The following is an 11,965-nucleotide window of genomic DNA, read 5'->3' on the forward strand; positions in this document are numbered from 1 at the left end:
GTTCAGATTGACCCGCAGCTGAACTTCAAAGCACCGGGGAAAGTTTTAAAGGCAATTTCGGCGGCACTCAAAGAAGCTGAAAATCTCGACAACGTGAACATCATCATCAACAATGAGACATTGAACGTAATCGAGCAGAATACACAGATAAAACGAAGCGTCGAAAAAGCGGTCGAAACAAACAGTGTTGAAATGTTCCTTCAGCCGCTCATGGATTCAAAAGACAATAAGCTCGTCGGAGCCGAAGCACTGGCACGCATTCGTGATGATGACGGAAAACTAATTCCGCCGGTAAAATTCATTCCGATTGCAGAAAGAAACGGCCGCATCAACATTTTGGGCGAGCAGATGTTTGAAAAAGCATGTAAATTCCTCCGTGAAAATGACATCGAAAAGATGGGGCTTTCATGGATAAACGTCAATCTCTCTCCTATTCAGTTTTTGCGCCCTGATTTGAACCAGCGTTTTTCAAAGATTCTTGAAAAATATAACGTTGACGCAGAGCGCATTCATCTTGAAATCACCGAAGAATCAATGATTGACTACGCTCTCCTTCAGAAACAGATTAACACAATGCGCAATACGGGATTCCAGTTTGTACTCGATGATTACGGAAGCGGATATTCAAATGTTACCCGACTCAAAAAATGTCCGTTCATCAATATTAAACTTGATATGGAACTCGTCCGCGATTATGAAAAGAGTCATGACAGCTTCCTTCCGACACTCGTCCAGTCATTCAAGCAGATGGGCTTTACGGTCACCGCAGAAGGTGTCGAAACGCTTGAAATGGTCGAGAATATGGCAAAAATCGGCTGCGATTATCTTCAGGGCTACTATTTTTCTAAGCCACTCCCCGCAGAAGAGTTTGCAAAAACGTACGGAAAGCAATAATATTAAGATGTAATAAGGAGTTTATATGAAAGTACTTGTAATTGGCGGAGCCGGCTACATCGGAAGCCATGTTGTAAAAGAATTAATGGCGAACGGACACAAAGTAACTGTTTTTGATAATCTTTCAAGCGGACTGCGTGAAAATCTTTTTACAGAAAACGATTTTATTTACGGAAACATTCTGATTGAACGCGATTTGGATCAGGCATTTTCGCGCGGTTTTGATGCATTCGTGCACCTTGCGGCATTTAAGGCTGCCGGAGAATCAATGGTCGAGCCTGAAAAATACTCAATCAACAACATCACAGGCACACTCAACATCATGAATGCAGCTGTAAAACACAATTGCAAAATCATGATTTTCTCTTCTAGTGCAGCTACTTTCGGAGAACCTCAGTACCTTCCTATGGACGAAAATCATCCGCAGAATCCAATTAATTACTACGGATTTACAAAGCTCGAAATCGAACGCTTTATGGAATGGTACGACAAAATCCGCGGTCTTAAATTTGCAGCCCTCCGTTATTTTAATGCAGCAGGCTACGATCCTGAAGGAGTAATCACAGGCCTTGAACAGAAACCGGAAAACCTTTTGCCGCGCGTAATGGAAGCAGCGTTAGGTCAGCGCCAGCTTAAAATTTTCGGGACTGACTATGATACCCGCGACGGCACCTGTATCCGCGATTATATTCACGTTACAGACCTTGCACGCGCTCACGTTATGGCTCTGGATTACATTGCAAAAAACAACAAATCATTAAAGTTTAATCTTGGAACTAACTGTGGTACTACTGTAAAAGAGTTAATAGAAGCTGCCAGAAAAATTACCGGTAAGCCAATTCCTGCAGAAGAAGCTCCCCGCAGACCGGGTGATCCTGCAAGCCTGTATGCTAAATACGACCTTGCAAAAGAAGTTTTGGGCTGGGAACCAAAATATTCAGATGTAGACACATTAGTTGAAACCACCTGGAAGGCTTATACAAAAAAATAAAATTTGGAAAAGAAAAGGATTGAAAGGGAAAGAGAAACCTTTTTAAGGTTGTGCTTTCCCTTTTTTTTTATGTTCTTACAATGAACTTATGCATTTCCAGTGTTGCCAGAAAGTGTACTACCCGGTTCAGCATTTTTTCTTTTTCGCCAGGAAATGTTTCATTCATTTTCTGAAGAATATCATTCACACTGGCTTTTCCGTCAAGACAGAGCCAAAGGGTAGAACCATATTTATCCAGTGAAATATGGCTTATTCTGGGCCGTTTAAAGAACTTCTGTGCAATTGTGTTGAAAAATCCTCTGTTTTCCATATCGATTTCAACCAGACCGTCCTCCTTCAGCCGCCACGGACAGCTTTCATTTTTAACAAAGACAATATCCAGATAGTTAGAAGAAATCTTTTTTGTTTTCATATCTATGTTTTAGAGAAAAAAGCAAACTGATTAAGGAAAAATAAAAATAAACGGGTTGGAGTCAGAGTTCTGGCACAGACTCGCCTGAGCTATGCTCACTGCGATGTCTGAGACAGGTTTCCGACGGGAAACCGTTTTTTTGTATTTAGTTTGCTTTTTTCTTGTTGCGTGTGAAGAATACAATGCTTGCAAGTAACAGTACGAAGAAAATTAAGCCGCCTGCGTTTCCGAGTATATTTCCAAGATTGAGCGTCTCAAGTAAAGATTTTCCGTTTGAAAGCGGAACAACTGCGAATATTGCAAGAAGGATTCCGATAAGGCCCTCGCCTGCGATAAGTCCTGAACCGTAAAGAACGCCTTTTTCTGTAATTGCTTTACCTTCTTCGCCTTTTCTGTCAAAGAATGCACGGAGAAGACCGCCTGCAAAAATTGGAACAGAAAGGTGAATCGGAAGGTAAACACCGATTGCAACTGGAAGAACAGGAATACCGATTATTTCAACTGCAACTGCAATTCCGACACCAACAAGAACGAGAGTCCATGGAAGATTTCCGCCCATAACGCCTTCAACAACGAGCTTCATCAGTGTTGCCTGTGGAGCCGGAAGTTCTTTTGAGCCGAATCCCCATGCACTGTCAAGAAGATACATGATTCCGCCGATTGCAAATGCTGAAACAACACAGCCGATAAGTTCACCCAGCTGCTGATTTTTTGGAGTTGCACCAAGAATGTAGCCGCTTTTTAAGTCCTGAGACATATCACCAGCCATACATGCGATGATACAGATAATAGTTCCGATACAGATTGCGCTTGTCATACCTGCAACACCAGTATGTCCGGTTGATTTGAGCAATGCTGCTGCAATAATCAAAGTTGCAATTGTCATTCCGGAAACAGGGTTGTTTGAACTGCCTACAAGACCAACCATGCGGCTGGAAACAGTTGCAAAGAAGAAGCCGAAAACTACGATGATAAGTGCACCCAAAAGTCCGACCGGGATTGCCGGCAGAAGCCAGATTATAAGTACGATAAGCAGAGCACCGATTATAAGAGGCTGCATCGGTAAATCGCGGTTTGTTCTTTCAGCAACAGCTTCTTTGTGACCGAAACCACTGACTGCTTTTCTGAAAGTTTTAATGATTGTCGGAAATGATTTAATCAGACTGATTATACCGCCTGTTGCAACAGCACCTGTTCCAACATAACGGATGTAGCTGCTCCAGATTCCCCATGCGCCAAGTTCAGAAACAGGAGCGCCTGCCGGAGCAAATACAGATGAATCTCCAAAAAAGTGGATTAAAGGAATTACGACAAACCATCCAAGAATTCCACCTGCAAACATATAAGCAGAAATCTTTTTACCGCAGATATAGCCGACACTTGCAAGAGCCGGAAGAACATCTGCACCAAAGCCTGTACCAAGCTTTTTAATGCTCCAGTCGATTTCTGAAGGGAAAAGATGCAGACCGTCAGCGATAAATTTGTAAAGGGCTGAAATTCCAAGGCCAGAGAAGACGATTTTTGATTTTTCGCCGCCTTCTTCACCTGCAAGCAGAACTTCGGCACAGGCAGTTCCTTCAGGGAATGGCAGAACTCCGTGTTCTTCGACGATTAAGGCAGAGCGGAGCGGAACCATAAAGATAAGACCTAAAATTGCCGCACAGAGAGAAATTACAGCAATAATCCAGAAAGATGGTTTTGAAACTGCATCACTTTCTTTTGCCCACATAAAGAGAGCAGGGAGAGTGAAGATTGCACCTGCTGCAAGCGATTCACCGGCAGAACCGATAGTCTGAACCATATTATTCTCGATTATTCTCGAGAATTGAATCGCGTTTTAGTATGATTCGGATAATTCCCATTGAGAGAACTGCTGCAGGAATTGATGCGGAAATGGTCATGCCAACCCGCAAACCAAGATAAGCATTTGCCGCACCGAAAAGAACGGCAAGAACAATTCCGAGACCAACTGAAATCGGAGTGATTTCAGGCAGAATACGGTCTGCGGAAACAAAAGGTTTGAATGATTTTTCTTCCATAAGAGAAAATCCTTTAAAAGTGAGATAATTTTTAAGGTTCTATTATAGTGAAGAAAATGTCTTCTTTAAAGTGCACGATGTTTACGATAATTTTTCCGATTCCGAAATTTTATAAAAAACAGACGTTCAGATACGTATAAAGGAAATAACCTTTTTAAGACAGGCTTTTTTTATCTCCACACAATCCGGCTGTTGTGATAGAATAGCCATGAAAAATCTGACAAAACTTTGGAGAACTTAATGAAAAAACTTGATACTCTAAAAGAAACTCTCGCTGACCTTCGTCCTCAGATGATTGAACTTGAGCGGGTTTTATCTTCAATTCCGGCAATTGCTCCGGAATCAGGCGGCGACGGTGAATCAAAAAAATGTGCTGCTTTGGAAAAATGGCTTATTGAAGCAGGCTTTTCTAAAAGCCAGATGGAACACTTTGATGCTCCTGATAAACGCGTAACTTCAGGAATACGTCCGAATGTTGTTCTTACAATTCCCGGTAAATCCGACGATTATTCAATCTGGGTTATGGCTCATATGGATGTAGTTCCGCCCGGAGATTTAAAACTCTGGAAAAGTGATCCTTACATGGTTCAGTACGATGAAAAATCAGATAAACTTATCGGCCGTGGCGTAGAAGATAATCAGCAGGGCCTTGTTTCAGGTGTTATGGCAGCCCTTTCTCTTCTTAAAAACAAAGTTACTCCTGAGCACACCGTAAAACTTCTCTTTATGGCAGATGAAGAATTCGGTTCAGAATACGGAATTAAATATCTCCTTCGTGAACATGGTGAAATTTTCAAAAATCACGACCTTATTTTAATCCCGGATGGAGGAGATGCAAAAGGTGAAACAATCGAAGTAGCAGAAAAAAACATTCTCTGGCTTCGTCTTCATACAATCGGCCAGCAGAGTCACGGTTCAATGCCAGATAAAGGCAAAAATGCTCATCTTGCTTCATGCGACCTTGCCCTTCGCTTAAATGATTTAGAAAATTTCTTCAGTGAAAAAGACGACTTGTTCAGTCCGAATTATTCAACTTTCCAGCCGACAAAAAAAGAAGCTAACGTACAGACTGTAAACATCATTCCTGGCGATGACGTTTTTTATATGGACTGCAGAATTTTACCGCGATATTCTCTTGAAGAAGTGCGTGCAGAAGTTGCAAAACGTGTTTCTGAAATTGAAGAAAAATATGGAGTTAAAATTGAAGTGACAGAACCTCAGGCTCAGCAGTCTCCTGCAACACCGGTTACAGCTCCTGTTGTTCAAAAACTCAAAGAAGCAATTAAAACAGCACATGAAATCGAAGCGCGCCCAATCGGAATCGGCGGCGGTACTGTAGGTGCTGAACTCCGTAACTGCGGATACAATGCCGCAATCTGGTCAACAATGGATGAAGTCTGCCATCAGCCGAATGAATACTGTTATGTACGCAATATCATCGCTGATGCAGAAACTTTGTGCGCGCTTTTTACAGCTGAATAAAAATCAGCGTACTTTAAAGATAATTCCTAAAACAGCCACGGTAATCAGAATCTGAATAATCAGGAATTTTATTAAGACCTGAGTCGGACTCCAGCCGTGGTTTTTTCGCATATGGTCATGAAGCGGAAAGCGTATTGTACTGAAAATCGAAATATGAAAAAACCTTTTCAAAAATACCTTTACAAGACCTAGTCCGCCGTTTATAAAAATCAGGCTCGATGTTGCAAGTATAATGAACGGGTTTCTGGTAACCATGACACATACGCCTATATAAAAGCCAAGAGCCCGGCTTCCTGCATCTCCCATAAGAACATTACTCGGGAATGCATTATGCCACAGATAACCCATCAAAACTCCGGCTAATGCAAATGTCATTACAGCCCATGAAGCACCGTCTGTAATATGCGGAACTAAAAGATATTCAGAAATATCTTTGTGTCCAAGAATAAAGTAAAAAATCATTCCCATGGTAAGAAGTGCAACAAGTACAAGGGTTGAACTTAAACCGTCTACACCGTCAGTGCAGTTAGTTGTATTAATTGAAACCCAGAGCATAATTGTTGAGACTGTAACAAAAATCCATGGAGCAACAGCTATCTCATGAGTAAAAAATGGAATCCAGAAATAGATTTTATTATCAGCCGATGAATTGATAAGGTAAAAAGCTAGCAGAACAGAAGCAAGAACTGCAATAAATAAATCAAGAAGAGCTTTTCTGTATTCACCCCAGCTGTTAATGCTGTGATCATCAAGATAACCTGTGAGCATCATAAGCCATGTAAGAATTAGGACTGAGGCTTTCATCCAGTCAAGGGGAACAAAAATCATGCTTAAAATAACAAAAGCACTTACCCAGACAACACCAGCACCGGTAGGCTTTCCTTTAGCAGCTTCTGCATTAATAGTAAATTCTCTTCCTCTGTCATGCGGAAGCTTATTATAAAAAGAGGGAAGTGAATACCGCACAATTAAAAAGCCTGTATAAAGAGCAAGAGCGATAAGAACTGTATACGACTGCAGCAGGCGTGCAGGTCCAAAGTATTGTGTTAAAATTCCACCAAGATAATATAACATATTTTGATTATCGGAATCTGGAAATTGAAAAATTAGAATAGAAATTCAAAAAGCTGGGGACAGAAATTTTCAGTCTTTTTTTAGAACTCCGTTTTTTAAATCATTAACCGCACGATTTTTCATTTCAAAATGCTTTTTCTTTCCGGTTGCTGTCAATGGTAACTCATCAACAATAGCAAAATATCGCGGCCGCTTGTACATGGAAAGCATTTTGTGTTTTGTGCAGAATTCAAAAAGTTCCTGTACAGTAAGACTTTTATCGTCAGGAACAATATATGCCGCTACTGCCTGCCCACGGACTTTATCTGGAACACTTGTTATAATACAGTCTCTGACTTTCGGATGCTCATTAATTGCTTCTTCTATTTGAGCCGGGTAAAGATTTTCACCGCTCGTGATAATTAAATCGTCTTTTCGTCCACGTACCGTGACAATTAAATCACTGTTCCAGATTCCGGTATCGCCTGTATACATCCAGCCTTTGTAGAATTTTTCGTTCATCATTTCATCGTTATTAATGTAGCTGTAAGTTGTTTTTGCGGGAGAATGAATAATAATTTCGCCTTCAGTTTTATTATCAAAAGGGACGCAGTCATCCGGTTCTGCTTTTTTCCCTTCGTAAATTTTAACAACACGTACTTCATCATCAGTACAGCTTGAACCTACAGAACCTGCTCCATCCGGAAGATTGTACGGGCGTAAAAATGAATTCCAGAATGTTTCAGTCGTTCCGTAACCGTTAAAAATATTTGGTGTAAGAACCTGCATGTAACGGATGCAGTCCGCTTTTGAAAGGGGGGCACCCATTGTAACAAGACCTTTGAGTGTAGAAAGGTTTTTCGGTGATTTTTCCTGAGACCGGCAGAGCATTGCAAGATTGGAAGGACTGCCCATCATATAAGTTATTTTATACTTTTCGACCCATTCAAGAGATGTTGAGGGTAAAAATTTCCGCATTACAACGGCACAGGCTCCTGCATAAAAAGTCGGACAAAGCCCGCCGGAATGGCAGCCACCGCGGTGAAACCATGGAGTCATATTTAGAGTTACATCATTATGATTCATAGGGTAGTGCATTATTACATCATGTGCGGAAAGAACTTCGTTTATATCGTTGATTGGAACTGATTTTGGAAGGGCTGTCGTTCCGCTTGTACAGAGACGCAGAACTTCATCATAAATATGAGGACGAAAATTAATTTCAGGAGTTTCTTTGCTTTGTTTTTTTACAAAATCTTCGTAAGAAATATGATTTTCAGGAATTCTATTTTTTTCAAGATTATCTGCAAGAATAAATTTACCGGGCTTAAATTTACAAAGCTGTTCTGCATCTTTTATGGTGTGTTCAATGTTAGCTGAATAAATTACGGCCTCAGGTTTGTTATGATTGATTAAAAGTGCCAGTTCACCTGAAGCAAGATTTGAATTCGCAGCCAGCATAATGGCACCGATTTTTCGTATGCCGGTATAGGCAAAGGCAAATTCCGGGCAGTTTCTGGTAACAACCATTACTACATCATTCTTTTTTATGCCTTCTTTTTTAAGTGCATTTGCAAGTGCATTTGCTTCTTCATTAAGTGTCTTATAGGTCCAGAAACGATTTGTTTCAGGATCAACAAGAGCTGTAAGCATAGGGAAACGGTGTACATTTCTTAAAAAGCCTGAGAGCCATGTATATTCATGTTCAAATGTGTCGATAAACATCGAATCGTTGTATGTACGCATTTTTATCCTGTCAGATGACGTTTGGTGCACCTTCTGTTTTGACTTCTTTGAAGTGCAGATATTTATACGGATGAATATCCAGGGCATTTATATACCATCCGCCGACCTGCTGCAAATTGAGTGCATGAAGGCTGATTGAATGAGTAACCGGCATAACCTCACCGGAATCAAGCAGAAGCTGTTCTGCCTGAGCTAAGAGTTTGTAGTGTTCTGCGTTATCTGTAGTTTCATTTGCTTTTTGAATCAATTCTTCAAATTTTGAATCTTTCCATTTTGAAGGATTTAAGGTTGAGTCTGCTTTGAAAAGTTCAAGAAAAGCAATAGGATCCGCAAAATCACCAATCCAGGAATAAGTGAAAATATCTGCATTCCAGCCGGAAATTGAATCGATGTATCGTTCTTCCGGTGTTGTCTGCACTTTCAATTCAACTCCCAGCGGAGCCCAGGCATTTTTCAAAATTTCTGCCTGATTTTTCTGGCGTTCAGATGATGAGGAAATTCCAAACGTTACAGTAAGTTTTTCTTCCTTTGAAATTCCAAGCTTTTTACGGGCTTCATCCATCATTTCTTTTGCATCGGCAAGGGAAGTTTCTGTAATTCCTTCAACACCGTGATAGCCTGCAAGCGGATAAATAAGAGTTGTTGCTGCAACAAGACCTGTTTTTCTGAGAACTTCCCATGGAACAGCTGTAAGAAGTGCGTTTCTGAAATCAGCATCATTCCATGGAGAGTTTTTGCATGAAAAGAAAAGAAATTCCGTTCCAAAAATAGCTGAAATTCTGATGGAACTTTTATTTAAAAGTGCACCTGTATCAACAACTCCGGAAATCCAGTCAGCAGTACCGTCATTAAAAGCCCATGCATTTTCTTTGGCTTCATTTGACTGTTTTATTATAACCTGTGGAATGTGAACATTTTTTGCATCCCAGTATTTTTCGTTTTTAGAAAGGATAAGTGAAGAAGCTGCGTTTTCTTTGATTATAAATGCGCCGCTGAAAACTGATGTATCTGTATTGCCGTTAGAATCTAATTTACAGGCAGCAAAAGCGTGATGACACAAAAGTTTTGCAAAATGAGCTGTAGGAGAATTGAGTGTGACAACCAGGGTTTTATCATTCCGGGCTGTAATAGAAACATTTTCTGCATTTGTTTTTCCGTTTCTGTAGTCACCGGCACCTTTAATACAGTCCAGCATCGATGCATAAGGAGCATTTGGAGTGCGTAAAAGTGAAAGCCATGCATTTTTAATTGTATAGGCTGTAATTTTTTCACCGTCAGAAAATGTGATGTTATCGCGTAAAGTAAAAGTCCAGCGTTTTTTGTCACGGGAGATTTTGTAGCTTTCTGCAATTGCCGGCAACGGGTCTAATGTTTTGGGATTATAAGAAAACAAGCCTTCATAGAGTGAGTCAAGAATCTGGGCTTCACTTGAATATGTTGCTGTGTGAATATCCAGATTCCACGTCTGTTCTGCCATAATTATTGTTAAATCATGCTGCAGAGAATCTTTGATATCTGAAGATTTTTCGTTTTCTTCAATATCAATAATTGAGTCAAAATTTTCGATTGAATCAGCAGAATCTTTGTTTTGTGAAAAAACTGAGAAAGTTAAAAAAAAGAAAGAAAATATACTTAAAAAAAATGACTTAAAAATAAAACGGGTCATAAAGCATATTATACTAATTCAATCTGCTGTTTTCAACTTTCAATTCAGCCGGTTATCCCCAATTTTCTCATCTGCTCAGCTTCTTCAATGTAAGAAGTGTATTCAACCCTGTGCTGATTTGCTTTTACTACAGAGTTTTTAAGGGTCGTAATATCGATTTTAAGACCTTTGAGTTTTGATTTATTCATTACGCTTGCAGAACTTTTGAAAAAATCATCAAGGGAATTAAGAATTACCATCATTTTATTACAGTCAGAAATCTGCATTGTGACAAATTCAGCAATTTTTTCTTCCGGCATTGAATAAATTTTCTGATATCCGGGAGAATTTTTTTGAGAAACAGAAGAATATCTTCTTGCTTTTGTGACAAGATCTGACATGAAAGTTTTGTAATTAAGTTTTTCAGTTCTCTTTGCACCAGTCGTTGCATCAGTAATTGTAATTGTATAAAAAAGAGGCTTTTCTTCAATATTAAATGCTTTTCGGATTGCACGTTTAAGTTTGTCCATGAATGAATTATGTTCACTTTCAAGTAAATCATGGTTATCCTGAACTTTCTGCATAATCTGGGTCAGCTGTGGTGCAATTGAACCCAAAACGAGCAGTGCATCCATAATCAGAGCTTTTGTATCTATCTTTTTTTCATGGCTTTTGGATTCTTCTTTAACTATATTAAGTTTGTTTAAAACAACAGCCTGAAGATTGTTTTTGTTTTCACCTAAATCTTCCTGGGCAATTTCTTCAATCAGTTCATTATAAAACGGTACCTTACCCATTCCAGCGGCGAAATTCTTTTTAATCTGCTGAATTTCATTTGCAACAGTGTTTGCTTTTGATGAGTCAAAGCCTGAACTCAGAAGAACATTTTTTCTGACCTGACCTTTATACCATTCACGCTGAAAATCGGTATATTCTTTCAGTGAAGAATTTATTTCAGACATTGCATGAGATGCTTTTGAAAGACTGTCTGTAATCATACTTGCTGTAAGAGCATCACTGTTTTGTCTTGCATCAAAAATCATTGTTGAAAGAACGCGGGTATTTGTTTTATTACTGTTTGCAGAAAATGAATTCCATGTGATTGCGTTATTTAAATCGACAAGTTTTTTGATATTGGAAATTGTCAGCTGGGAAACGGAAAATTTATAATAATTGCACAGAAAATCAAGCGTGCTTTCATAATCAGAAAAACGCTGCCCCATAATTACAGAGCGTTCATTTTCAACAAACTGACCGCCTTCAGGTGCTTTGATGTCTGAAATTTTTTTATCAAGTTTATATGGATCCGGCGTAATTAATGCTTTTTTGATGAGAAAATCAAACAAATTTCTTACGCAGGTATGTAAAAGCCTGTAATTTTCGAGAATTCTCGGCAATTCTTCGTTGTCATACCATTGAGCTTTTGCATCCAGAGCCTGAATTAAAGTTTCTGTAAAATTTTTTCCATTTTCCATATTTTGAGTATCGGCAAAATAATCTTAAAACTGAAAGTTGAAATTGAAAATTCAGAGAATTTGAGCAGATTTTCGTCTCTGTTGAATAAATCATCTTAAATCATTATTCTATAGAAATATTTTAAATTTTAGCTGAATGATGAAAATTGTATTTATAACAAATCTAAAACGAGCGTAGGTGAGGTTCGGACAAAAACTCGCTTGAACTTGTTCACCGCGAGTTTTATG

The 11,965-nt window shown here is 39.3% G+C and carries 10 protein-coding genes; 3 read left to right on the forward strand and 7 right to left on the reverse strand.

The window, feature by feature from the left end; translation table 11 throughout:
- Positions 1-894 (forward strand): EAL domain-containing protein (locus tag ACKI5B_RS02205; RefSeq protein WP_407425386.1); only part of this gene is annotated, 894 nt, incomplete at its 5' end.
- Between the two features lie 25 nt (positions 895-919).
- Positions 920-1,885, forward strand: coding sequence for a UDP-glucose 4-epimerase GalE (gene galE / locus ACKI5B_RS02210; RefSeq protein WP_407425388.1), 966 nt, complete (start codon positions 920-922; stop codon positions 1,883-1,885).
- Positions 1,886-1,952: 67 nt separating this feature from the next.
- Here galE and ACKI5B_RS02215 read toward each other — a convergent pair whose 3' ends face one another.
- The 3 genes from ACKI5B_RS02215 to ACKI5B_RS02225 all read right to left on the reverse strand — a co-directional run bounded on the left by ACKI5B_RS02215 (position 1,953) and on the right by ACKI5B_RS02225 (position 4,336).
- Positions 1,953-2,297, reverse strand: a complete 345-nt coding sequence (locus ACKI5B_RS02215) for a PqqD family protein (RefSeq protein ID WP_407425390.1) — start codon at positions 2,295-2,297, stop codon at positions 1,953-1,955.
- 145 nt (positions 2,298-2,442) lie between these two features.
- On the reverse strand, positions 2,443-4,098 hold the full coding sequence (locus ACKI5B_RS02220) for an OPT family oligopeptide transporter (protein ID WP_407425393.1): 1,656 nt from the start codon (positions 4,096-4,098) through the stop codon (positions 2,443-2,445).
- Position 4,099: 1 nt separating this feature from the next.
- Positions 4,100-4,336 carry an OPT/YSL family transporter gene (locus tag ACKI5B_RS02225; RefSeq protein ID WP_407425395.1) on the reverse strand — a complete coding sequence of 79 codons (237 nt, stop codon included), beginning with the start codon at positions 4,334-4,336 and terminating at the stop codon, positions 4,100-4,102.
- Between the two features lie 240 nt (positions 4,337-4,576).
- Between ACKI5B_RS02225 and ACKI5B_RS02230 the strand changes: the two genes are divergently transcribed.
- Complete coding sequence (locus ACKI5B_RS02230; RefSeq protein WP_407425397.1) at positions 4,577-5,818, forward strand: M20 family metallo-hydrolase; 1,242 nt, start codon at positions 4,577-4,579, stop codon at positions 5,816-5,818.
- 3 nt (positions 5,819-5,821) lie between these two features.
- On the opposite strand, the gene ACKI5B_RS02235 is transcribed toward ACKI5B_RS02230, so the two are convergent.
- The 4 genes from ACKI5B_RS02235 to ACKI5B_RS02250 form a co-directional block, all read right to left on the reverse strand.
- Positions 5,822-6,892 carry an MraY family glycosyltransferase gene (locus ACKI5B_RS02235; RefSeq protein WP_407425399.1) on the reverse strand — a complete coding sequence of 357 codons (1,071 nt, stop codon included), beginning with the start codon at positions 6,890-6,892 and terminating at the stop codon, positions 5,822-5,824.
- Positions 6,893-6,961: 69 nt separating this feature from the next.
- A complete protein-coding gene (locus ACKI5B_RS02240; protein WP_407425401.1) occupies positions 6,962-8,617 on the reverse strand; it encodes a class I adenylate-forming enzyme family protein in 1,656 nt (551 codons plus the stop codon).
- A gap of 10 nt (positions 8,618-8,627) precedes the next feature.
- The gene (locus tag ACKI5B_RS02245) at positions 8,628-10,283 is read right to left on the reverse strand and encodes a peptide ABC transporter substrate-binding protein (protein ID WP_407425403.1); all 1,656 of its coding nucleotides are present in this window, start codon (positions 10,281-10,283) and stop codon (positions 8,628-8,630) included.
- Positions 10,284-10,327: 44 nt separating this feature from the next.
- Positions 10,328-11,737, reverse strand: a complete 1,410-nt coding sequence (locus ACKI5B_RS02250) for a TP0584 family protein (protein WP_407425405.1) — start codon at positions 11,735-11,737, stop codon at positions 10,328-10,330.
- Between the last annotated feature and the right edge of the window lie 228 nt (positions 11,738-11,965).

The sequence above is a fragment of the Treponema sp. genome (assembly GCF_045657965.1).
GTDB lineage: Bacteria > Spirochaetota > Spirochaetia > Treponematales > Treponemataceae > Treponema_D.

What these genes read in the sequence shown, in the direction of transcription:
- galE (WP_407425388.1), top strand. Translation starts at nt 920, where the DNA reads ATGAAAGTACTTGTAATTGGCGGAGCCGGCTACATCGGAAGCCATGTT.
- ACKI5B_RS02215 (WP_407425390.1), bottom strand. Translation starts at nt 2,297, where the DNA reads ATGAAAACAAAAAAGATTTCTTCTAACTATCTGGATATTGTCTTTGTT.
- ACKI5B_RS02220 (WP_407425393.1), bottom strand. Translation starts at nt 4,098, where the DNA reads ATGGTTCAGACTATCGGTTCTGCCGGTGAATCGCTTGCAGCAGGTGCA.
- ACKI5B_RS02225 (WP_407425395.1), bottom strand. Translation starts at nt 4,336, where the DNA reads ATGGAAGAAAAATCATTCAAACCTTTTGTTTCCGCAGACCGTATTCTG.
- ACKI5B_RS02230 (WP_407425397.1), top strand. Translation starts at nt 4,577, where the DNA reads ATGAAAAAACTTGATACTCTAAAAGAAACTCTCGCTGACCTTCGTCCT.
- ACKI5B_RS02235 (WP_407425399.1), bottom strand. Translation starts at nt 6,892, where the DNA reads ATGTTATATTATCTTGGTGGAATTTTAACACAATACTTTGGACCTGCA.
- ACKI5B_RS02240 (WP_407425401.1), bottom strand. Translation starts at nt 8,617, where the DNA reads ATGCGTACATACAACGATTCGATGTTTATCGACACATTTGAACATGAA.
- ACKI5B_RS02245 (WP_407425403.1), bottom strand. Translation starts at nt 10,283, where the DNA reads ATGACCCGTTTTATTTTTAAGTCATTTTTTTTAAGTATATTTTCTTTC.
- ACKI5B_RS02250 (WP_407425405.1), bottom strand. Translation starts at nt 11,737, where the DNA reads ATGGAAAATGGAAAAAATTTTACAGAAACTTTAATTCAGGCTCTGGAT.